Consider the following 22,105-nt stretch of genomic DNA (forward strand, 5'->3'; position numbering starts at 1 on the left):
CCATCACCCCTTGACACCGCCAGCGGTCAATCCGCCGACGATGTGCTTCTGGAGAGCGAAGAACAACGCCATGACCGGCGCGGAAACCACGAGCGCACCGGCGGCGAACTTGCCCCACTCCACCTTGTATTCGCCCACGTACCGCTGGAGGGCGACGGGCAGGGTGAAGCGGGTCGGGTCATTGAGCAGCGTGGCGGCGAGGATGAACTCATTCCAAGCCGTCATGAAGGAAAACAGCGCCGTCACCGCCAGGGCGGGACGGGCCAGCGGCAGCACCACCCGCAGGAAGATCTGCAGGGTGGAGGCCCCGTCCATCACCGCCGCCTCCTCCAGCTCGCGGGGGAGCGTGTCGAAGTAGCCCTTCAGCATCCAGATGCAGAAGGGCAGGGCGGTGGTGGCATAGACGAGGACGAGCCCGGTGAGGCTGTCCAGCAGCCGCAGCTTCTGGAGGATGCTGTAGATGGGCACCAGCATCAGCGTGGCCGGGAACATCTGGGTGATGAGCAGCGCCTGCATTCCGCCTTCCTTGCCGGGGAAGCGGAAGCGGGACAGCGCGTACGCGGCGGACACCGCCAGCGCCAGGCCCACCAGGGTGGTGGCGCCGGAGACCACGATGCTGGCCAGCAGCTGCCGGCCGAACACCCACCGCCCGGCCGTGTCCGTGCTCATCAGCACCGCGCGGAAGTGCTCCAGCGTCACCTCTTCCGGGAACGGGTTGATGGTGAGCGCCAGCCCGTCCGTGGGGGACAGGGCCATCTTCACCACCCACAGCACCGGGTAGAGCGTGGCCATGCACAGGAGCGTCAGCCCGGCGTGGATGACCGCCATCTTCAGGCGAGAGGGGCGGTTCATCCCATCGCCTCCGACGACGCGCGCGTCAGCCGCTTGGTGAAGGTGGACCAGCCCAGCAGCACCACGAAGATGAGGACCGAGTACGCCGCGGCGAAGCCGTACTGCTCGTTGCGCTGGAAGGCCCAGCGGAAGGCCTCGGACACCAGGATGTCCGTGCCGCCGCCCGGCTCACCGCCGGACACCAGGTAGATGACGTTGAACATGTTGAACGTCCACACGCTGCCCAGGATGACGGCCGGCAGCATGGCGGGCCTCAGCAGCGGCAGGGTGATGTGGCGGAACTGCGTCCACTTGCTCGCCCCATCCACCTCCGCGGCCTCGTAGAGGTCCTGGGGGATGGACTGGAGCGCGCCCAGCGCCACCACCATCATGAAGGGGAAGCCCAGCCACGTGTTGGTGGCCACGTTGGCCGCGAAGGCGGTGGAGAAGCGGGTGAACCAGCTCACCGGCTCCAGCCCCAGCGCCGTCAGCAGGCCGTTGATGGCGCCGAACTGCCGGTGGAACATGCCCTTCCACATCAGCGCGGTGATGTAGTTGGGCACCGCCCAGGGGATGATGAGCAGCACCCGGTACACGCCCCGCAGCTTCAGGAGCGGGTCCTTCAAGAGCAGCGCCAGGAACAGGCCGATGCCCACGTGGAGCACCACGTTGACCAGCGTCCACAGCAGCGTGACGGCCAGCGTGAAGTAGAACGACAGCGGCTCGCTGATGCGGTAGCCGCGGCTGGCCAGGATGTCCACGAAGTTGGCCAGGCCCACGAACGAGTACTGGCCCGCGTCGTGGTGGAACAGCGACAGGCTGAGGCCCACCCCGAAGGGGATGAACACCAGCACCGCGATGCCGGCCGCCGCGGGGGCGAGGTACGCCACCGCGCTGAGCACGTCCGGGTAGCGCTGCCGGAAGGTCTGCGTCGGCGCGGGCCGGCGCAGCACCCACACCGTGCCGCCCAGCGCCATGGCCCCCACGAGGCCCAGCCAGGGCAGGGGGCTGGCGTCGGGCGGGCGCTCGCGGTGCAGCGCGCGGTAGCGCCGGTCCGCCAGCGCGCCCGCGTCCGCCGGCTCCGTGCCACCCTGCAGCACCGCGCGCAGCGTCAGCTTCATGGGCTCCCACACGCGCGCCATCTCCAGCGTGTTGGGCATGGGCGTGGCGTGCTTCGCCGCCGCCTGGAAGGAGGAGATGAGCGTGTCGTCCTTCACCGCCTGGATTTCGTACGCCGCCACGTCCGCCGGAATCTGCCGGCCCACCGTGGTGCGCACCCGCGACGCCTCGCCCAGCGACAGGAAGCGCGCCAGCGCCTGCGCCTGCTCGGCCCGGGCGGAGCGCGCGGAGACGAAGGCCGCCTCCACGCCCAGGAAGGGCCGCATGGGGATGCCCGTCTCGGTCACCACCGGCAGGCCCACCACCTGGTAGTCCACCGAGGGCGCAATCTCCCCGGCGAACCAGGGGCCGCTGATGGTCATCGCCGCCCGGCCGTCGTTGAAGAGGCTCTTCACCAGCGCGCCGGACACCTCCGTGGGCATGTACCGCGCGTCCTGCAGCCCCTTCACGAAGGCCAGCGAGCGCGCCATGCCCTGCGTCTCGAAGCTGGCGCGGCCGGAGGCGTCGAACAGCGCTCCGCCGAAGCCGAAGAGGAAGGGCGCGTGGAAGTAGAAGTCGCCGCTCTCGTACACCAGGCCGAAGCGGCCCGCGTCCGCGTCCGACAGGGCCGGCAGCAGGGCCAGCAGCTCCGCCGTCGTCGTGGGCGGCCGGGGCACCAGCTTCCGGTTGACGTAGAGCGCCAGCGACTTGAGCGACAGGGGATAGCCGTAGACCTGGCCCTCCAGCTCCAGCGCCTCCACCGCGTTGGCGAAGTAGTCGCCGCGCACCAGCGAGCCCGTGGTGGGCGCCAGCAGGTGCAGCGCGTGGAAGTTGCGCAGCCGCTCGTGGTTGAAGATGAAGACGTCCGGCCCGGCGCCATGCGGAATCGCATTGGTCAGCTTGGACGCGTAGGCGTCATAGGGCAGGGCCAGCAGGTCCACCTTCACGCCCGTCTTCGAAGTGAAGAGCGCGGTGGCCTGGACCAGCGCCGCCTCCTCGCCTCCGCGGTACGCGTGCCACAGCTTCAGCGGCGCGGCCTCGTCGCCGGCCGCCCGCGCGCTCCCCGCCGTGACGAGGAGCGCCAGTGCCAGCAGCCACTTCAAGACGCCACCTCCAGCGACTCGCGGTCCACCGGGTGACGCAGCGCGCGCGCGCCGTCCTCGGAGAAGACGTGCAGCGAGTCCGACACCGGCGCCAGGGACACCTTGTCCCCCACGGCCACGTTGACGCCCTTCTCGAAGCGCGCCGCCACCGGGCCCGCCTCCGTCGTGAGGAAGGCGTACCCGTCGAAGCCCAGCCGCTCCACCGCGTCCACCGTGCCCGCCAGCGGCCCCTGCGACGTCACCCGCAGGTCCTGGGGCCGCAGGCCCACCAGCACGTTGGAGGCGTCCGCTGGCACGTCCCCGGGGCAGGGCAGGGTGAAGCCCCGGCCGGCGAAGCTTCCGCCCTGGCGCCGGGCCTCCAGGAAGTTCATCGCCGGGGAGCCGAGGAACCCCGCCACGAAGCGGTTCGCCGGGCGGTTGTAGAGCTCCAGGGGCGGCCCCACCTGCTGGAGGATGCCGGCGTTGAAGACGGCCACGCGGGTGGCCAGCGTCATCGCCTCCACCTGGTCGTGGGTGACGTAGATCATCGTCGCGCCCAGCCGGCGGTGCAGCCGGGCCAGCTCGCCGCGCATCTGCACGCGCAGGGCGGTGTCCAGGTTGGACAGGGGCTCGTCGAAGAGGAACACCTTGGGCCGCCGGACGATGGCGCGCCCCATGGCCACGCGCTGGCGCTGGCCGCCCGACAGGGCCTTGGGCTTGCGGTCCAGCAGGTGCGCCAGCTCCAGCATCCCCGCGACTTCCTGCACCCGGGCGGCAATCTCCGCCGGAGGGAACTTCCGCAGCGTCAGGCCGAAGGCCAGGTTCTCCCGCACCGTCATGTGCGGGTAGAGCGCGTACGACTGGAACACCATGGCCACGTCGCGATCACGCGGCGCGACCTCGTTCACCCGCGTCCCGCCGATGCGCACTTCACCCGAGTCCACCTGCTCCAGCCCCGCGATGAGGCGCAGCAGGGTGGTCTTCCCGCAGCCGGAAGGACCCACCATGACGAGGAATTCGCCTTCCCGCACCTGAAGGTCCACGCCCTTCACGATGAGGTTCTGGCCAAACGACTTCTTGATCCCGCTCAGGATGACTTCGGACAAGACGCGCTCGGAAATTTATAGGGGGAACGGCGGCGAACCTTACCCTCTGCCGCATGGATTCCCCAAACCTCCCTGGTTGGGCACTTTGGGCGCGGTGCGTCATGCGCGAGCCACCCATCCAGGCGAGGATGCGGGCCGTAGAGAGCGGTGGTGGGGGCCTGCCTTGTCAGCCCCGGAAGCCGCTTGTTATGGAAGCGTGGTTCGTCCCGGGCCGCAGTGCGTCCGGACCCCAGAGGTCAGCCCAATCGTTATGAGCACTCTCCGTATGACCCGCCTGCTGGGCGCGGCCCTGGCCAGCGCCCTCTTCGCCCTTGGGTGCAGTGAGAGCGATTATGTCCGGCTGTACCACAGTGAAGCCCGGGCCCCGAGCTACACGGTGGATGACGTGGAGTCCCTGCGGCACATGGGCCCCACCTTCGTGGACCGCGGGGTGAACTTCGCCCTCTACTCGGAGAACGCCACCCGGCTGGAGCTGCTGCTCTTCGACGACCCGGAAATCACCCGGCCCACGCGCACCTACGAGATGACGCGATACGGGGACGTGTGGAACGTCTACGTGGAGGGCGTGGGGCTGGGCCAGCACTACGGCTTCCGCGCCTGGGGCCCCAACTGGGAGTACGACCCCAGCTGGTTCCCCGGCTCCATCCTCGGCTTCAAGACGGACGTGGACGTCTATGGCAACCGTTTCAATCCGAACAAGCTGCTGACGGACCCGTACTCGAGGGCGCTCCACAGGGACCATGACTGGGGCAAGGGCAGCACTGCCAGTGGACCGGCCCGCACGGAGGTGACGTACGCGGCCTCCGCCAAGAGCGTGCTCGTCCAGAGCGACTACCAGTGGTCCGAGGCGGAGTCGCAGTGGCGGGCCAACCGGCAGAACGAGAAGTGGGAGGGCCACGGCTGGAACGACCTCATCGTCTACGAGGTCCACGCCAAGGGCTTCACCGCGGACCCCGCCAGCGGCGTGCGCTTCCCGGGGACGTACCGGGGCCTGGGCGAGAAGGCGGACTACTTCAAGGACCTGGGCATCACCGCCGTGGAGCTGCTGCCCATCCACGAGAAGCCGCTGGACGGTGGCTACTGGGGCTACCAGACCATCAACTTCTTCGCCCCCGAGCTGTCCTACGCGGCGCACAAGCTGCCGCACCAGGTCATCGACGAGTTCAAGTGGATGGTGGAGGAGCTGCACAAGCGCGACATCGAGGTCATCGTCGACGTGGTCTACAACCACACCGGCGAGGGCGGCCTGTGGCGCGAGAAGCTGGAGACGGACGACGTGCTCCCCGGGGAGCCGCTGGAGTCGCTGGACCCCACGGAGACGGCGGGCCTGTACTCGTTCCGCGGCATCGACAACCAGGCGTACTACGCGCTCAACCCGGACCGCCGCACGTACTGGAACAACACGGGCGTGGGCAACCAGACGCGGCCCAACCACCGGCCCATGCGCCGGCTGACCATGGACAGCCTCCGCTTCTACGTGGAGGAGCTGCACGTGGACGGCTTCCGCTTCGACCTGGCGCCCATCCTGGGAGAGCGCGACGGCGACTACAACCGCTGGGACGACCCGCGCAACACGGTGCTCCAGGAGATTGTCGACGACCCCGTCCTCCAGAAGTACAACACGCGCATCATCGCCGAGCCCTGGAGCGCGGGCGGCTGGTACTGCATGCCCATGGGCGAGTTCCCCAACTCCGTCACCCAGCCGGGCACCGGCTGGTACGAGTGGAACGGCCGCTTCCGCGACTGGTGGCGCAACTTCATCAACCGGGACGACTGGAAGCTCAACTCCAACGACGGCTCGCTGTGCGGCCGCCCCGGCTCGGCCGACGGCGCCTTCCTGATGTACGGCAGCAAGGAGTGGTACGAGCGCAACGGCCGCCGTCCCTACCACTCGATGAACTTCATCACCGTGCACGACGGCTTCACGATGTACGACCTGTTCGCGTACGACGAGAAGCAGAACCGGTGCGGCCCGCTCAACCCGGTGTGCTGCGACACGCCGAACAGCCCCTTCTGCGACAAGGTGAGCGGCGAGGACCACAACCGCTCGCGCAACTGGGGCCCGATTGGTGACGTGCGCGCGGAGAACACGCGCCGGCAGATGATGCGCAACGCCTTCATGGCGATGATGATCAGCCACGGCACGCCCATGATTCTTGGCGGCGACGAGTGGATGCGCACGCAGCTGGGCAACAACAACGCGTACTCCACGCGCGCGGACAACCCGTTCAACTGGTACCAGTGGGGCGCGTACCTCTCGCGGGACGAGCGCCACCGCATGTACGCATTCGTGAAGGCCGCCATCCGGCTGCGCAAGGAGCACGGGTACGCCTTCTCCCCGCCGGACTACGCCAAGGGCGCGCCGCTGGCCTGGAAGAGCCCCCAGAACACCGACGAGGTGGCGTGGGACAGCAAGCAGCTGATGATCCACTACCACGACAAGTCCTACGGGCCGGAGCTGGTGGTGCTCATCAACATGGGCAACACGCCCCAGACGTTCACCCTGCCCACGGGCCGCCAGTGGAAGGTGCTCATCGACACCAACGCGGTCTACGACACCCCGGAGCACCTCGCCGCCGAGGGCCTGGGCAGCCGCGTCACGGGCAATGCCTGGCTGGACACGCCCAAGCCCCACAACGGCGCTGAATACGCCGTGCCAGACCGGACGATGACCGTCCTGCGTGCGGAGTAGGGCAGCCAGCCGAGGTGCGCTATAAGCGGGGCCCGCCCATGCGAGTCACGCCCGCGCGCCTCGGCGCCTCCCTGCTGCTGCTCCTCAGCCCGCTCCTGGCCCTGGCCGACGCTCCCCGAGATCGCTTCGGGGCCGCGGGTTACTTCCGCATCATGACCCGCCCGGACTTCTCGGGCGGCTCCGGCCAGCTGGGCTACTACTGGCTCTATGGCCGGCTCCTCAACGAGAGCCCCTACGGAGAGCTGAACCTCCGGCTGGACGTGCTCCAGTCCACGCCCGGCACCAACGAGGTCTGGGCGGAGGTGCACACGCGCTTCTCCGGGACGTCCTTCCGGGGGGCGGACCCGGGCAACGGCTCGTTCGCCAACTTCCGCGCCGACTACCTCTTCGTGCGGGCCGGCAACATCCTGCTGGACCGCGTGACGTGGCAGTTGGGCACGCTCGAGGACCGCTGGAACGACCTGCACATCTACGACCAGCGGCCCGGCACCATCCTCTACGAGACGGTGGGCCTGTCCGGCACGTACAAGGCGGACCGCTTCGACGCGCTGCTGGCCTTCGGTGACAGCGGCTACACGCTGCGTCCCCAGAAGTACAACACGGTGCTCACCGGCGCGGCGTCGTTCCGCTACCACCTCATCCCGGGGCACCTGGAGGTGGGCGTGCGCGCGCAGGTGGGCTACGAGCCCGCGGTGCGCGGCAACCGCAACGCGCTCTACGAGTCTCCCGGCATCAACTACGAGGACTACGTGCGGCGCGAGGTGGTGCGGCGCTACTTCGAGGCCAACCCCGGCCTGGAGGACCTGGTGCCCAACCTCACCCCGCGCAGCGCGCTGTCCTACCGCGCCGTGGGCTACCTGGGCTTCGGCAACGTGGGCCCGCTGGTGTGGAACAACTTCTACGCCACCTTCGAGCGCAAGCACCCGGAGCAGGCGTACACGGAGAACTTCCGGGGCCGCGACTGGACTGTCTACATCACGGACCAGACGGACGAGCGCCACGAGGCGAGCCTGGGCAACGAGGCGTACGTGAAGATCATCCCGGACAAGCTGGAGGCGCTCTGGGGCGTCTGGGTGGGCTACGCCTTCAACGACGACAACGCCATCAAGCCGGGGGACGACGACCGGCTCATCGCCTCCACGGTGCTGCGCCTGCAGTACTTCCTCACGGAGCGGGTCCACCTGCTGGCGGAGACGAGCATCGCCCGGGAGAAGAGCCACAACGGCAACGTGTACCGCAACCACGTGGACTCGGTGTTCACCAACACGAACGGCATTCCGGACGCGCGCGGGCTGGAGTTCGGTGACAGCGACACGCGCGACACGTGGCAGGGCAAGGTGGGCGTGGTGCTCAACCCGACGGGCCGGGGCATCTACACGCGGCCCAGCCTGCGCCTGCTCTACGGCATCCAGTACTCGTCGCAGCACGCGGCGTTCGGCAACTCGTTCGTGGAGAGCCTGGACCAGTACAACGTGTACACCGGCCCCGAGCGCCACTGGCACTCGGTGGTCGCCATCGAGGCCGAAGGATGGTTCTGACACAGCGGTGGGGCGTGGTCCTCTTCCTCGCGGTGAGCGCGGCGGCGTGCCTGCAGCGCTCGGCGCCGCCCGTGCAGGCGCCCAACGGCACGGTGGTGGCGGTGGCCTACGTGCGCGACGACGTGCAGCGGCGCGGCACGGTGGCGGACGTGCCGGAGGCGGTGAAGCAGCGCGTGGTGGAGGCGCTGGCGAAGCGCAACCTCCAGGTGCAGGAGGTGCCCTATCAGCAGTACGCGGCCGAGTTCGCGAAGGTGACGGACTCGCAGCGCCGCTTCGCGATGCTGATGGCCCAGGCGCCGGAGGCGCCGCTGTATCTGTTGGTGGAGACGCGGGTCTCCCCCTTCGGTGAGGTGGGCGGCCGCTTCTCCTGGGAGGTCTACGTCCGGACGACGGCGGGCCGCGCGAAGTCCACGCTGGAGCCCAGCAGCGTCGACCAGGACTACGGCATCGCGCTCCAGTTCAGCCACCAGGGCGCGGACGACGCGCAGGGCGAGGTGGCACCGCAGATTTCGAGTCAGGCCGGAGGGCTGTTCGACTCGTTCCTCGCGTCGCCCATGGCGGTGCCGGCGGCGGACGGTGGGACGGGCACCCCGGTGGAGAGCTCCGCGGCGCCGGACACCGGCCCCTCGTCCTGGGTGCCGCCCGCGGGGGATGCCATCTACTTCGTGATGGTGGACCGCTTCGCCAACGGCGACCCGCGCAACGACGGGACGGTGGACCTGAAGGATGCGCAGGCCTTCCATGGGGGAGACCTGCAGGGCGTCATCTCGCGGTTGGACGGGCTGAAGCAGCTCGGTGTCCGCACGGTGTGGCTTTCACCCGTCTTCCAGATGCGGACGGAGAAGTTCTACGGGTACGGGGCCTTTCACGGCTACTGGGTAGAGGACTTCGGCAAGGTGGAGCCGCGCTTCGGTGACGAGGCGCTGCTGGTGCGGCTGGCGGAGGAGCTGCGCCGCCGGGACATGCGGCTGGTGCTGGACGTGGTGCTCAACCACGTGGGGCCGGACACGCGGCTGGTGCGCGAGAAGCCGGACTGGTTCCACGGCCTGGGGCCCATCGACAACTGGGACAACCCCCGCGAGCTGGTGATGCGGGACGTGCACGGGCTGCCGGACCTGGCGGTGGAGAAGGACGAGGTCTACCAGCACCTGCTCGAGCACTCGCGCCGGTGGGTGGACGCGGTGAAGCCGGCGGGCTACCGGCTGGACGCGGTGAAGCACATGCCGCTGAAGTTCTGGGCCCGCTACAACGACGACCTGCGGGCCCACGCCGGCAACGACTTCCTGCTGCTGGGGGAGATGCTGGACGGGGACCCGGTGCTGCTGGCGCGCACCATGGCGGAGGGGCGCTTCGGGACGATGTTCGACTTCCCGCTGGCCTTCGCGCTGGTGGATGTCTTCTGCCGGAATCGCTCGCCCGCGCACCTGGGCGCGGTGCTCTTCAACGACCGGCTCTACCCGGCGCCGGGCTCGCTGGTGACGCTGGTGGACAACCACGACCTGCCCCGGGTGATGAGCGAGTGCGGCGAGGACGTGGAGAAGGTGAAGCGCGCGCTGGCGGTGCAGCTCACCGCGCGCGGGGTGCCGGCGCTGACGTACGGGACGGAGGAGGGGCTCACCGGCAAGAAGGAGCCGGAGAACCGGGGCGACATGCGCTTCACGCCGGACCACCCGCTGCGCGCGTGGATTTCCCGGCTGCTGGAGCTGCGGCGGGGCAGTGGGGCCCTCCAGGGTGGCGAGACGCTCGTGCTCGCCGCCCGGGAGGACCTCTTTGCCTACGCGCGCGTGACGCCCGACGAGGCCGTGGTCATCGCCGTCAACCCCGGGAAGGCTCCGGTGGACGTGGCACTTCCGGAAGGGCTCCTGGGAGCGCGGCTCTCCGAGCTGCTCACGGGCTCCGAGTTCCCCCAGGGGCCCGGTGTCCTCTCCTCGCTCACCGTGAAGCCCGGTCCGGTCTCGCTGCTGCGCCTCGCGCCGAGCGCGCCCGGTGGCTTCGGCGCGCTGGCGCGTCAGGCCGGGGCACGCTGGCGGGGGCAGGGCGAGCGGCGCACGGTGGAGCTCTCGGTGGACGACGCCTCGGTGCGGCTGGTGGGCAGCGGGCCGGAGCTGGGGGGCTGGAAGCCCGAGCGCTCGCTGCGTCCGGAAATGGGCGGATTCAAGCTGTCGCTGCCCGTGGGCGCCGTCTTCGAGTACAAGCTCGTGCGCGATGGCACCCCGGGGAAGTTCGACTGGGAGGGCGGCGACAACCGCCTGTTGTTCGTGCCGGAAGGCCGCGAGCCCCTGCGCCTGAAGCTGGCATGGGGAAAGCGCTGACGCACATCCTCCACCTGCCCCCCGCGTGCGAGCGGGGAAGACCCTGAGGGCCTGAAGTGAACGACCGACTCCTCCGCGCGGCGCGCCGCCAGCCCACCGATACGACGCCCGTGTGGCTGATGCGCCAGGCCGGCCGCTACCTGCCCGAGTACCGCGCCATCCGCGGCAACATCGCCTTCCTGGACCTGTGCAAGCACCCGGACCTGGCGGCCGAGGTGACGGTGCAGCCGGTGACACGGCTGGGCGTGGACGCGGCCATCATCTTCTCGGACATCCTCATCCCGGTGGAGGCGATGGGGATTACGCTGGAGCTGGGTGACAAGGGGCCGCACTTCCCCAACCCGGTGCGCACCGCGGCGGACATCGACAAGCTGGGCGTGCCGGACCCGGTGGAGGGCACGGGCTTCGTGGCGGAGGCCATCCGCCGCACGCGCAAGGCGCTGAACGACTCGGTGCCCGTCATCGGCTTCGCGGGCGCGCCCTTCACGCTGGCCGCGTACATGGTGGAGGGTGGGGGCTCGAAGAGCTACATCCTCATCAAGCGGCTGATGTTCGAGCAGCCGGAGCTGGCGCACCGCCTCTTCGGCAAGCTGACGGACACGCTGATTCCGTACCTCAAGATGCAGGTGGAGGCCGGCGCGAGCATCGTCCAGATTTTCGACTCGTGGGGTGGCGAGCTGTCGCCGTGGGACTACGAGCGCTTCTGCATGCCGTACCTGACGCGGATGGTGTCCGAGCTGAAGGCCACGGGCGTCCCGGTCATCGTGTTCGGCGTGGGCATGTCCACGCACCTGCCGCTCTTGAAGCGCACGGGCGCGGACGTGGTGGGGCTGGACTGGACGATGCCCATGGACGAGGGCCGGCGCGTGCTGGGCCCGGACGTGGCGGTGCAGGGCAACCTGGACCCGCTGCACCTGTTCCTCCCGCGCGAGGAGCTGGACGGGCGCGTGCAGGACATCCTCCAGCGCGCCGGGCCCGTGGGGCACATCTTCAACCTGGGCCACGGCATCCTCCCGCCCACGGACCCGGACTCGGCGAAGTTCCTCGTGGACGCCGTGCACCGGCACGGCGCCGCGCTCCGCCAGGGGACGCTGGGGAAGTAGGGTTTCAGCCTCCCGCATCACCCAGGGGGCCGGCATCACCCATGGTGCCGGCATCACCCGGTTGCCCCGCATCCACGGGGATGCAGCTCATGCCCCCGTCCGAGCTCCCCGCATCCATTCCGCCATCCGTCAGCTCGCAGTCCGGCAGGGGCTCGTAGCAGTCCCACGTGCCGTCCTCGCACGGGGGCATGCCGTAGCAGGCCATCAACGTGAGGCCGACCGCGCTGGCCCCCGCGAGCGTCCACAGCGAGGCCACCCAGGACAGCGCGGCCCGTGTCGGCCCGCCGTCGAGCGGCTGCCGGCAGTGCAGGCACGCGGTGGCGGATGGCGGGTTGAATCCCTGGCAGGACGGACAGCCAGACAGCTCGGGCACGGTGGGCATCCTTGTCGGAGTGGGCGCGACTCGGGCCGCGGGAGTGCAGGGCGCATGCCTGCCTCAATCGCTGGAAGTTCCGAGCGCGGGCCAAGGTAGCGCAGCGCGCTTCCCCGACGGGACTGACACGGGTGTCGCGGGTGCTGGTGCCGGGGCACGTCCGCTAGGCTCCGGGTCCATGGTGAACCGGCGCGTCGACGTGAGCCCCACGGACTACCACCCCGCCTACGTGGTGTGGGAGCTGACGCTCGCGTGTGACCAGCCCTGCACGCACTGCGGCTCGCGGGCGGGCACGGCGCGCCCGGGGGAGCTGGGGACGGAGGAGGCGCTCGGGGTGGTGGCGCAGCTCGCGGCGATGCGCGCGCGGGAGGTGGTGCTCATCGGCGGGGAGGCGTACCTGCACCCGGGGTTCCTCTCCATCATCCAGGCGCTGAAGGCCGCGGGAATCCGGCCGGGCCTGACGACGGGCGGGCGTGGCATCACCGCGGAGCTGGCGGGGGAGATGGCGCGCGCGGGGTTGTACGCGGCCTCGGTGAGCATCGACGGGCTGGAGCCCACCCACGACCTCATGCGCGCGGCCCGGGGCAGCTTCGCCTCCGCCACCGCGGCCCTGGGGCACCTGAAGGCCGCCGGTATGCGCACCGCCGCGAACACCAACCTCAACCGGCTCAACATGGGTGACCTGGAGGGGCTGTACGCGCACCTGAAGGGGCAGGGCATCGGCGCGTGGCAGGTGCAGATAACGGCGCCGCTCGGGCGCGCGGCGGACCGCCCGGACCTGCTGTTGCAGCCGTGGGACCTGGTGGACCTGATGCCGCGCATCGCCCGGCTGAAGGAGCAGGCGCGGCAGGACCGCATCAGCGTGATGCCGGGGAACAACCTGGGCTACTTCGGGCCGGAGGAGGCGCTGCTGCGCTCGGTGCACGCGGGCGGGAGGGACCACTGGCGGGGCTGCCAGGCCGGGCGGTACGTGATGGGCATCGAGTCGAATGGCGCGGTGAAGGGGTGCCCCTCCCTCCAGACGGCGCACTACGTGGGGGGCAACCTGCGGGAGCAGTCGCTGGAGCGCATCTGGAAGGACTCGCCCCAGCTGGCCTTCACGCGGACGCGGACGGTGGAGGACCTGTGGGGCTTCTGCCGCACGTGCCCGTTCGCGGAGACGTGCCTGGGCGGATGCAGCTTCACCGCGCATGCGCTGTTCGGCCGGCCGGGGAACAACCCCTACTGTCACTTCCGGGCGAGGACGCGCGCCGAGGAAGGGGTGCGGGAGCGGCTGGTGCCCAAGGCTCCGGCCCCGGGGCGGCCGTTCGACCACGGCCTGTATGAAATCGTCGAGGAGCCCGTCGACGCGCCGGACCCCCGGCCCGAGATGCAGCGCGAGTACGTGAAGACGCGGCGCTGGCCGAAGCCCGCCTGACGGCGTGGGCCGCGTCACCTCGTGTTCAATCCATGTCAGACCCGCCGGGTAGGTAGGACGTGCGCGGGTGAGCTGCCCGCCACGGAGGGGCGGGATGGATGAGGCGGGGCGGCAGGCGGTGTATCTGGAGCGGGTGCTCTCACTCGACAGGGCCGACGTATTGAGGATGTGGCAGGTTGTCCGTGGGAGAGGGAATCTGGTAGGGTGGCCGCCAGGCAAGGCCCTGGAGTACCTCATCCTGAGAGCCTTCCAGTTGGAGGGTGCCGAGGTGACATGGCCCTATGAGGTCCGCAAGAACGGAACCCTGCTGGAGCAGATAGACGGCGCGGTCTACTTCGACGGACTCGCGTGTCTGATTGAAGCCCGAGACTGGCGCGTGCCGCTCGACTTCATGAGCATCGCGCAGATGAAGATGCGGCTTCTCCGCCGCCCGAGGATGACGCTGGGCGCTGTCTTCAACAATGGGCGATTCACCGAAGCCGCCCAGCGAATGGCCGAGTTCCTCCCGCCGCCGGATGTGTTGCTGTGGGAAGACCCGGTCATCTCCCAGGCGCTCGAGCAGGGCGCGCTGCGAGAGGGCATGAAGCGCAAGCTCCGCTACGCCATCGAGAATGGCTTCGTGAACCGGGATGCTCCTGTGGAGGATGACCTGGCATGACGGCCTTCATCCTGACGGAGGAGCCTCTGCACGCAGCCATCCTTGCACGGCTCATGAAAGGGCATCCCTCTCTGAGAGACCAGGACATCCGCGTGCGAAGCTACGGTGGCAATATCACCGGCAGGGCCATGGCCCATTTCCGCCGCTCGTTCAATCCGGTTGCCCTGGTTGCGAGCGCCGAGTCCGTGAATCCCTACCGCGTCGCGGACCAGGTGGCCCTGCGCGAGCTGTATCTGAAAGAGCACGTCCCCTGGGCGAAGTACCTGGTCTTCATGGTGCCCCCGGAGGTCGAGTCGCTGCTGTTCCTGGACGAGGGCATCGTGAACGCCGTGCTGCCGGGACCGGTGTCCCTCGAGGACCGAGTCCGAGGACGCTACGAGGCGCTCAAGGTGCTGGAAGAGCTCTTCGCGCGGGTGGGAGAAGGGCCCCTCCCAGACGTCCTGATTCAGCGCCTCGCTCAAGCGGACCTGTCGGCACTCTGGAAGCTGGAGCTGCTCAAGCCCCTGGAGGCCTTCCTCTTGGAGGTCTGCCGCGGGCAGTCCCCGCCCAGCCCGTCCGCGCCTTGAGCCCGGGGCGAGCAGGCGAGCGTGCCCTTCCGCCTTGCGGTTGACTTTTGAGTCAATCCGACATTGACGCGCCGCATTGTCGCTCGTTAGATGCCTCCCGCTCGACGCACAGGAGGCACAGGCACATATGGCAAGCGAGAAGCGTAACGGCCGTCCCAGGGTGGCCATCGTCCGCGGCTTGCGGACCCCGTTCGTGAAGGCGGGCTCCGTCTTCTCGGGGCTGACGGCGCTGGACCTGGGCCGCATGGTGGTCCAGGAGCTGGTGCAGCGGGCGGAGCTGGACCCGAACCTCATCGACCAGGTGGTGTTCGGCCAGGTCATCCCCACGCTGACGGCGCCGTCCATCGCCCGCGAGGTGGTCATCGCCGCGGGGCTGCCGCGCAAGATAGAGGCCTTCACGGTGGCGCGGGCCTGTGCCACGTCCATCCAGGCCATGACGACGGCGGCCAACGCCATCGCCGTGGGCGAGGCGGAGATCATCATCGCCGGCGGCACCGAGTGCATGTCGGACGCGCCCATCTTCACCAGCCGGCCGCTGGCGCAGGCGCTGGTGGCGGCCTCCAAGGGGCGCTCGCTGCCGGAGAAGCTCAAGCCCTTCCAGAAGCTCAAGGGCAAGGACCTGCTGCCGGTGCCGCCCGCCATCGCCGAGTACTCCACCGGCATGACGATGGGCGAGAGCGCGGAGAAGATGGCCAAGGAGAACGGCATCACCCGCGAGGAGCAGGACCTCATCGCCTACAACTCGCACCGCAACGCCGCGCGCGCGTGGAAGGACGGCCTGTTCGAGAACGAGGTCATGCACGTCGTGGTGCCGCCGAAGTACGAGCAGATTGCCGCGAAGGACAACATCGTCCGCGACGACACCAGCGTGGAGGCCCTGGGCCAGCTCAAGCCGGTGTTCGACCGCAAGTACGGGACGATTACCGCCGGCAACGCGTCCCCCCTCACCGACGGCGCCGCGGCGCTGCTCCTGATGAGCGAGGAGCGCGCCAAGGCCCTGGGCTATGAGCCGCTGGGCTACCTGCGCGCGCACGCCTACGCGGCCACGGACCCGGCGGACCAGCTCCTCCAGGGCCCGGTGTACGCGGTGCCCACCGCGCTCAAGCGGGCGGGGCTGAAGCTGGCGGACATCGACCTGGTGGAGATGCACGAGGCCTTCGCCGCGCAGGTGGCGAGCAACCTCCAGGGGCTGGCGTCCAAGGAGTTCGCGAAGAAGGCCGGCTGGAGCGCGCCGGTGGGCGAGGTGGACCGCGAGCGGCTGAACGTGACGGGCGGCTCCATTGCCATCGGTCATCCCTTCGGGGCCACGGGGGCGCGCATCGTCACCCAGGCCCTCAACGAGCTGAAGCGTCGGAACAAGAACACGGCGATGTGCACCGTCTGCGCCGCCGGCGGCCTGGGCGCCGCCGTCATCCTGGAGCGTGAGTGATGGCCAGCAAGCTTGAAGAGCTCGAGGTGAAGCAGGGCTTGTCCTACGCGGTGGAGGACGGCGTCGCCGTCATCACCTATGACCTGCCGGACTCGCCGGTGAACACGCTGTCGCCGGAGACGGGCGAGGCCTTCACCCGCATCATGTCGCGCGCGGAGCGGGAGCCCGAGGTGAAGGCCGTGGTCTTCATCTCCGGCAAGAAGGACAACTTCGTCGCCGGGGCGAAAATCGACTTCCTGCAGACCCTCAAGACGGCGGAGGAGGCCACCGCCATCAGCCGCAACGGCCAGGAGTCGTTCGACCGGCTGGACGCGTTCCCCAAGCCCGTCATCGCGGCCATCCACGGCTCGTGTCTGGGCGGGGGCCTGGAGTGGGCGCTGGCGTGTGACTACCGCATCGCCACCGACAGCCCCAAGACGTCGCTGGGCCTGCCGGAGACGCAGCTGGGCCTGATTCCCGGCGCTGGCGGCACCCAGCGGCTGCCCGCGCTCATCGGCGTGCAGGCGGCGCTGGACCTCATCCTCACGGGCAAGTCGCTCAAGCCGTCCAAGGCGAAGAAGCTGGGCGTGGTGGACGAGGTGGTGCCGGTGCCGCTGCTGCGCACGCTGGCGCTGCGGCGCGCGCGGGAGCTGGCGGCGGGCACGCTCAAGGTCGAGCGCACGCGCGGCCAGGGCTTCAAGGGCGTGGTCTCCAGCGGCAAGGCGAAGGGGCTGTCGGGCTTCTTCCAGGGGCTGGCCAACAAGGAGCTGTGGGCCGAGGTGGCGCTGGAGGACAACCCGCTGGGCCGCAAGCTCGTCTTCGACGAGGCGCGCAAGCAGCTGCTGAAGAAGACGCGCGGCAAGTATCCGGCCCAGGAGAAGGCGCTCCAGGTGATTCGCGTGGGCCTGGAGTCCGGGCACAAGGCGGGCCAGGAGGCCGAGGCGAAGGCGTTTGGCGAGCTGGTGGTGTCGGACGTGTCAAAGCGACTGGTGGAGATCTTCTTCGCCACCACGGCGCTGAAGAAGGAGAACGGCACCTCCAACCCCAGCGTGAAGCCGCGCGAGGTGAAGAAGGTGGCGGTGCTGGGCGGCGGGCTGATGGGCGGCGGCATCGCCTACGTGGCCAGCACGCTGCAGGGCGTGCCGGTGCGCGTGAAGGACAAGGACGACGCGGGCGTGGGCCGCGCGCTCAAGCAGGTGCAGTCCATCCTGGATGAGCGCACGAAGAAGCGCTCGCTGACGTCGCGCGAGGCGGCGGCGAAGATGGCGCTCATCACGGCGGGCACCGACTACAGCGGCTTCAAGTCGGCGGACCTGGTCATCGAGGCGGTGTTCGAGGACCTGAAGCTCAAGCACCGCATCATCGCGGAGGTGGAGGCCGTCACCGGCGAGCACTGCATCTTCGCGTCCAACACCTCCAGCATCCCGATTACGGAGCTGGCCAAGGGCAGCAGGCGGCCGTCGCAGGTCATCGGGATGCACTACTTCAGCCCGGTGAACAAGATGCCGCTCTTGGAGATCATCACCCACCCGGGCACGTCCGAGTGGGTGACGGCCACCTGCGTGGAGGTGGGCAAGAAGCAGGGCAAGACGGTCATCGTCGTCAACGACGGGCCGGGCTTCTACACCTCGCGCATCCTCGCGCCGTACATGAACGAGGCGGCGTACCTGCTGGCCGAGGGCGCGGACATCGCGGAGCTGGACAAGGCGCTGGTCGAGTTCGGCTTCCCGGTGGGGCCGATGACCCTCCTGGACGAGGTGGGCATCGACGTGGCGCAGAAGGTGGGCCCCATCATGGAGGCCGCGTTCGGCAAGCGCATGGCGGCGCCCAAGGCGCTGGACAACGTCATCACGGACGGCCGGCTGGGCCGCAAGACGCAGAAGGGCTTCTACCTGTACGAGGACGGGAAGAAGAAGGACGTGGACCCGACCGTCTACGCCCTGCTGCCGCACGGCAAGGACCGCAAGAGCTTCGACCACGCGGAGATGGCGGAGCGGCTGGTGCTGCAGATGGTGAACGAGGCCGTGCGCTGCCTGGGCGAGGGCATCCTCCGCAGCCCGCGTGACGGCGATGTGGGCGCCATCTTCGGCCTGGGCTTCCCCCCCTTCACCGGCGGCCCGTTCCGCTACGTGGACAGCCGGGGCCCCGCCGAGGTGCTGCGCAAGCTGGAGCACTTCCACGACAAGCTGGGCGAGCGGTTCGTCCCGGCGCCACACCTGGTGGAGCTGGTGAAGGCGGGCAAGACGTTCTACCCGCGCTGAGCCGCGTCATGAGCACCCGCCCGGGAGTCCGCGCCAGACGCGGGGCTCCCGGGCTTGACCGGGGCGGCGTTCTGGACAAAGCCTGCCGGCCGCATGGCCCGCTCCGCGTCCCGCAGCATCGCCCTCGTCACCCTGGCCGCCGTCGTGGCGTGCAGTGCCGCCGCCGCGGCCGGGGCCTGGCGCTACTTCCACAAGAACCCGCAGAACCCCGTCGTCCGGGTCGACGAGTACGTCACCATGGGCTGGGTGGCCTGGGACTCGAGCTGGTACATGCGGATTGCCCAGGAGGGGTACAGCTTCATCCCCGGGCAGCAGAGCTCGGTGGCGTTCTTCCCGCTCTACCCGCTGCTCATCCGCGCGGTGGAGTCGCTCGGGCCCGACGTCTACCAGTCCGGCGTGCTCATCACCTTCCTGTGCGGGCCGCTGGCGCTGGTGCTGTTCACGAAGTGGGCGCGGCTGTTCGTGGACGAGGACACCGCCTTCAAGGCCGGGCTGCTGATGGCCTGCTATCCGTTCACGTTCTACTTCTACGGCGCCATGTACTCGGACGCGCTGTTCGTCCTGCTGGTGGTGTCCGCCTTCCTGCTGCTGGAGCGCGGCCTCCTGCTGCCCGCGGTGCTGGTGGCGGCGGTGGCCACGGCGGCGCGGCCGGTGGCGCCCGCGGTGGTGCTGGGCCTGCTGGTGCGCCGGCTGGAGTGGAAGCGGCAGCGGGGGGAGAAGTGGACCGCCGTGGACTTCCTGCCCGTGCTGTCGGGGTTGGGCTTCGGCTGCTACATGCTCTTTCTGTGGCACCAGTTCGGTGACCCGTTCGCCTTCGTGAAGGTGCAGGGGGCCGCGGGGTGGGAGCAGAACCCGGGCTGGAGCACGTGGCTGAAGGTGAGCTGGTTCGAGCGCGTCATCTTCTCGCCCACGGACAAGCGCGAGGCCATCCGCCTGGCCGCGCATGCCTTCTTCACGCTGCTGGCGCTGGCCCTGGTGTGGCCCACCCGGAAGCTGCTGGGCTGGGGGTACGCCGTCTACGTCCTGGCGATTGTCGGCCTGCCCGCGTGGTCGACGAAGGACTTCATGGGCATGGGGCGCTACCTCCTGTCGTCCTTCCCCGTCTTCCTCACCGCCGCGCTGCTCCTGCGAGAGCGGCCCCGGGTGCTCCAGGGGGCGGTGGCCGTGGGGGCCATCTCCGTCATCGTCCTCTCCTGGGCCTTCGGCGCGGACTACTACATCTCATGAGCGCGCTCCTGCAGCAGGCCCTGTCGCTGTACTCGGCGCTGCCCGCCGCGGAGCGCTTCCACGTCCACGCGCGCGCCTTCTCCGCGCCGCTGCTCGCCGTGGCCTCCCGCGTGCCAGGGGGCCGGGTGGTGGACATCGGCTGTGGACATGGGCTGCTGTCCGCGCTGCTCGCCGTGGCCGACCCGCGTCGCACCGTGCACGGCGTGGACCCGGACCCGCGCAAGGTGGAGTGGGCGCGGCGGGCCCTCGCGGGGCTGCCCAACGTGACGCTGACGGAGGGCACCGTGGAGGAGACGCTCGCCTCGGACTCGGCGGACGTGGAGCCCTTCGACGGCGCCGTGGTGTGTGACGTGCTGTACCTCCTTCCCGAGGACAGGTGGCCCGGCTTCCTGCGCACGGTGCAGGGCCTGCTCCGGCCGGGCGGGCGCCTGCTGCTGAAGGAGGTGCAGGGGGACGACTCCTGGAAGCACCGCAAGGCGCTGGCCCAGGAGTGGGTGATGGTGTCGCTGCTCGGGCGCACGAAGGCGAGCGGAGGGCTGGCGCTCAAGCCGCGCGGGGAGATGACGCGGCTGCTGAAGGACGCCGGCTTCGCCGTGCGCGAGGTGGTGGACCTGGGGAAGGGCTACACGACGCCCCACGTGCTCTATGTGGCGGAGGCGCTGCTGCCGTAGGTGTGCGGCTCACTGCCGCGAGGCCACGCTTGCGCCTGCTCCTACGAGGCGGAGTCGCTGCTGCCGTAGGTGTGCGGCTCACTGCCGCGAGGCCACGCTGACGCGGGGTCTACGTGGCGGAGGCGAGGCTGCCGTAGGTGTGCAGCTCGATGCCGCGCTCCTTCAGCCGTGCCTTCACCCGGGGGCTGGTGAGCGCGTCCAGCTCCGCCTGCCAGCCGTAGGTCCACGCCGGGTCCTCCGGCACGTGGGGAGTGCCCTCTCCCGGGTGACAGCCCAGCTCGAAGTCCCCCGCCGGCAGCGCATCCACCGCGGCCAGCAGCGCGGCCTCATCCAACCGGCCCGCCTCGAACACGCCGCCCGCACTGACGCGCCGTACGCCCCGGGACGTCCACGGAGGCAGCCGCGCCAGCGCCGCCAGCACCGTGGCCTTCAGCGCGGGCCCCGGCGTCCTCAACCAGCTCATCCGGGGCAGGGCGTCCGGCCACCGCAAGGGCAGCCCCTCACGCGCCGCCAGCGCCTCCACCACGGGACGCACGCCCGGCAGCAGGTGCAGGTGCTGGTGCCCGTCCAGGTGGTCCACCTCCACGCCCAGCTCGCGCGCCCGTCCCAACTGGGCGGTCAGCTCCCGCTCCACCTCATCCCGGCGCACCGCGCCCGTGAGCCACGCCTTCGCGAAGTCCGCCCAGCTGCCCCGCAGCCGCCCGCCCGGCGCCACCGTGGGGACGCGGTCCGCGGGCGCCGCCGGAGCCAGCCGCGTGGACAGCGCCAGGTGCAGGCCCACCGCCAGCCCCTGCGCCCGGGCGCGCGCCGCGGCTTCCGCGGCCGTGGGCCCCATGGCCAGCAGGGTGGCGCTGGTGACGATGCCCTCGCGGTGCGCCCGGAGGATGCCCGCGTCCAGGGAGGGGTGCAGTCCCAGGTCGTCCGCGTTCACCACCAGGCGCGTGCTCATCCCCGCGCCGCGCGCCCCGACGGCGGCACCGCGTGGAGCTGCTGCACCGACGGCGGCAGCCGCACCGGCTGCACCGGCGGCGCCGGCGTGCGCGTCTGCGGGTACAGCCGCACCAGCTCCTTCACCATCTTCAGGATGACCGACGGCGAGGCCAGCGTGGAGATGCCGCGCGTGCGCGGGAAGTAGTCCACCCCCATCTGGAACACCCGGAAGCCCTTGCGGATGGCCTTCACCACCAGCTCCGCGTCGATGAACGAGCCCTGGCTGTGCAGCTCCATCGACTCCAGCACCCGGCGGTGCATCACCTTGAAGCTGAAGTTGACGTCCTTTATCTGGATGTCGAACAGCGCCCGGATGAGCAGGTTGTAGACGAAGGAGTAGACGATGCGCTTGGGCCCCTCGCTCGTGCGGTCGAACCGGAAGGCGCAAATCATGTCCGCCTCCAGGTACTCCATCAGGTGCAGCGCCCGCTCCAGCTCCCGCATGTCCCAGGGCAGGTCCACATCCGAATACACGACGATGTCCTTCGTCGATGCCGCCAGGCCCGTGCGCATGGCCCCGCCCAGCTTCAGATTCACCGGGTGATGGATGACCCGGAGCTGCGGCACCTTCTGCACCAGCGCCTCGCAGATTTCGCGCGTGCGGTCCGTGGAGGCGTCATTGACGACGATGATTTCGAAGTCGTCCGTCAGCTTCGGCAGGACCTCCAGGGCGCGGCCCACCGCGCGCTCGACGTAGTCCTCCTCGTTCCAAGCGGGAAAGAAGAGGCTGATGCTGGGGTACTTACCCACGGGCGACCTCGGCGGTGTTGCA

At 69.8% G+C, this 22,105-nt stretch carries 17 protein-coding genes; 11 read left to right on the top strand and 6 right to left on the bottom strand.

Features of this window, described 5'->3' with window-relative positions:
- Window positions 1-3: 3 nt before the first annotated feature.
- Genes LXT23_RS24025 through LXT23_RS24035 form a run of 3 tightly spaced genes read right to left on the bottom strand, consistent with a single transcriptional unit; the run spans window position 4 to window position 4,117 of the window.
- Entirely contained in the window at window positions 4-852 is an 849-nt protein-coding gene (locus tag LXT23_RS24025) for a sugar ABC transporter permease (protein ID WP_253982608.1), read from the bottom strand.
- A complete protein-coding gene (locus LXT23_RS24030; protein WP_253982609.1) occupies window positions 849-3,032 on the bottom strand; it encodes an extracellular solute-binding protein in 2,184 nt (727 codons plus the stop codon). Before LXT23_RS24030 ends, LXT23_RS24025 begins: the two co-directional genes overlap by 4 nt.
- Window positions 3,029-4,117, bottom strand: coding sequence for an ABC transporter ATP-binding protein (locus LXT23_RS24035; protein ID WP_253982610.1), 1,089 nt, complete (start codon window positions 4,115-4,117; stop codon window positions 3,029-3,031). Before LXT23_RS24035 ends, LXT23_RS24030 begins: the two co-directional genes overlap by 4 nt.
- 265 nt (window positions 4,118-4,382) lie before the next feature.
- On the opposite strand from LXT23_RS24035, the gene LXT23_RS24040 reads away from it, so the two are divergent.
- The 4 genes from LXT23_RS24040 to hemE are packed head-to-tail and all read left to right on the top strand — an operon-like array spanning window position 4,383 to window position 11,762.
- Window positions 4,383-6,809, top strand: coding sequence for a glycogen debranching protein (locus LXT23_RS24040; RefSeq protein WP_253982611.1), 2,427 nt, complete (start codon window positions 4,383-4,385; stop codon window positions 6,807-6,809).
- A gap of 38 nt (window positions 6,810-6,847) precedes the next feature.
- A complete protein-coding gene (locus tag LXT23_RS24045) occupies window positions 6,848-8,347 on the top strand; it encodes a hypothetical protein (protein WP_253982612.1) in 1,500 nt (499 codons plus the stop codon).
- Window positions 8,338-10,659, top strand: coding sequence for an alpha-amylase family glycosyl hydrolase (locus LXT23_RS24050; RefSeq protein ID WP_253982613.1), 2,322 nt, complete (start codon window positions 8,338-8,340; stop codon window positions 10,657-10,659). Before LXT23_RS24045 ends, LXT23_RS24050 begins: the two co-directional genes overlap by 10 nt.
- A gap of 56 nt (window positions 10,660-10,715) precedes the next feature.
- Window positions 10,716-11,762, top strand: a complete 1,047-nt coding sequence (gene hemE / locus LXT23_RS24055) for a uroporphyrinogen decarboxylase (protein ID WP_253982614.1) — start codon at window positions 10,716-10,718, stop codon at window positions 11,760-11,762.
- 4 nt (window positions 11,763-11,766) lie between these two features.
- Here the strand turns inward: hemE and LXT23_RS24060 are convergent, their stop codons facing one another.
- Window positions 11,767-12,135, bottom strand: coding sequence for a hypothetical protein (locus LXT23_RS24060; RefSeq protein ID WP_253982615.1), 369 nt, complete (start codon window positions 12,133-12,135; stop codon window positions 11,767-11,769).
- Window positions 12,136-12,313: 178 nt separating this feature from the next.
- On the opposite strand from LXT23_RS24060, the gene LXT23_RS24065 reads away from it, so the two are divergent.
- From LXT23_RS24065 to LXT23_RS24095, 7 genes are all read left to right on the top strand, one after another.
- Window positions 12,314-13,552: a radical SAM/SPASM domain-containing protein gene (locus LXT23_RS24065; protein ID WP_253982616.1), complete on the top strand. Its 1,239-nt coding sequence runs from the start codon at window positions 12,314-12,316 to the stop codon at window positions 13,550-13,552.
- A gap of 94 nt (window positions 13,553-13,646) precedes the next feature.
- Window positions 13,647-14,210 (top strand): hypothetical protein, encoded by a 564-nt coding sequence (locus LXT23_RS24070; RefSeq protein ID WP_253982617.1) that lies wholly within the window; start codon window positions 13,647-13,649, stop codon window positions 14,208-14,210.
- A 92-nt stretch (window positions 14,211-14,302) separates the two neighbouring features.
- Window positions 14,303-14,776, top strand: coding sequence for a hypothetical protein (locus LXT23_RS24075; RefSeq protein WP_253982618.1), 474 nt, complete (start codon window positions 14,303-14,305; stop codon window positions 14,774-14,776).
- Window positions 14,777-14,903: 127 nt separating this feature from the next.
- A complete protein-coding gene (gene fadI, locus LXT23_RS24080; RefSeq protein WP_253982619.1) occupies window positions 14,904-16,205 on the top strand; it encodes an acetyl-CoA C-acyltransferase FadI in 1,302 nt (433 codons plus the stop codon).
- On the top strand, window positions 16,205-18,445 hold the full coding sequence (fadJ, locus tag LXT23_RS24085; RefSeq protein WP_253982620.1) for a fatty acid oxidation complex subunit alpha FadJ: 2,241 nt from the start codon (window positions 16,205-16,207) through the stop codon (window positions 18,443-18,445). Before fadI ends, fadJ begins: the two co-directional genes overlap by 1 nt.
- A gap of 93 nt (window positions 18,446-18,538) precedes the next feature.
- Window positions 18,539-19,672 carry a mannosyltransferase family protein gene (locus LXT23_RS24090; protein ID WP_253982621.1) on the top strand — a complete coding sequence of 378 codons (1,134 nt, stop codon included), beginning with the start codon at window positions 18,539-18,541 and terminating at the stop codon, window positions 19,670-19,672.
- Complete coding sequence (locus LXT23_RS24095; RefSeq protein WP_253982622.1) at window positions 19,669-20,343, top strand: class I SAM-dependent methyltransferase; 675 nt, start codon at window positions 19,669-19,671, stop codon at window positions 20,341-20,343. Before LXT23_RS24090 ends, LXT23_RS24095 begins: the two co-directional genes overlap by 4 nt.
- Window positions 20,344-20,452: 109 nt before the next feature.
- Here the strand turns inward: LXT23_RS24095 and LXT23_RS24100 are convergent, their stop codons facing one another.
- Complete coding sequence (locus LXT23_RS24100; protein ID WP_253982623.1) at window positions 20,453-21,292, bottom strand: ChbG/HpnK family deacetylase; 840 nt, start codon at window positions 21,290-21,292, stop codon at window positions 20,453-20,455.
- Window positions 21,289-22,083 carry a glycosyltransferase family 2 protein gene (locus LXT23_RS24105; RefSeq protein WP_253982624.1) on the bottom strand — a complete coding sequence of 265 codons (795 nt, stop codon included), beginning with the start codon at window positions 22,081-22,083 and terminating at the stop codon, window positions 21,289-21,291. The genes LXT23_RS24100 and LXT23_RS24105 overlap by 4 nt, the downstream gene beginning before the upstream one ends.
- Between the last annotated feature and the right edge of the window lie 22 nt (window positions 22,084-22,105).

This window comes from Pyxidicoccus xibeiensis (genome assembly GCF_024198175.1).
GTDB lineage: Bacteria > Myxococcota > Myxococcia > Myxococcales > Myxococcaceae > Myxococcus > Myxococcus xibeiensis.

Bases quoted from the DNA above. Each gene is read 5' to 3' on its own strand.
- LXT23_RS24025 (WP_253982608.1), bottom strand. From the start codon at position 852: ATGAACCGCCCCTCTCGCCTGAAGATGGCGGTCATCCACGCCGGGCTG.
- LXT23_RS24040 (WP_253982611.1), top strand. From the start codon at position 4,383: ATGACCCGCCTGCTGGGCGCGGCCCTGGCCAGCGCCCTCTTCGCCCTT.
- LXT23_RS24045 (WP_253982612.1), top strand. From the start codon at position 6,848: ATGCGAGTCACGCCCGCGCGCCTCGGCGCCTCCCTGCTGCTGCTCCTC.
- LXT23_RS24050 (WP_253982613.1), top strand. From the start codon at position 8,338: ATGGTTCTGACACAGCGGTGGGGCGTGGTCCTCTTCCTCGCGGTGAGC.
- LXT23_RS24065 (WP_253982616.1), top strand. From the start codon at position 12,314: ATGGTGAACCGGCGCGTCGACGTGAGCCCCACGGACTACCACCCCGCC.
- LXT23_RS24070 (WP_253982617.1), top strand. From the start codon at position 13,647: ATGGATGAGGCGGGGCGGCAGGCGGTGTATCTGGAGCGGGTGCTCTCA.
- fadI (WP_253982619.1), top strand. From the start codon at position 14,904: ATGGCAAGCGAGAAGCGTAACGGCCGTCCCAGGGTGGCCATCGTCCGC.
- fadJ (WP_253982620.1), top strand. From the start codon at position 16,205: ATGGCCAGCAAGCTTGAAGAGCTCGAGGTGAAGCAGGGCTTGTCCTAC.
- LXT23_RS24090 (WP_253982621.1), top strand. From the start codon at position 18,539: ATGGCCCGCTCCGCGTCCCGCAGCATCGCCCTCGTCACCCTGGCCGCC.
- LXT23_RS24095 (WP_253982622.1), top strand. From the start codon at position 19,669: ATGAGCGCGCTCCTGCAGCAGGCCCTGTCGCTGTACTCGGCGCTGCCC.
- LXT23_RS24100 (WP_253982623.1), bottom strand. From the start codon at position 21,292: ATGAGCACGCGCCTGGTGGTGAACGCGGACGACCTGGGACTGCACCCC.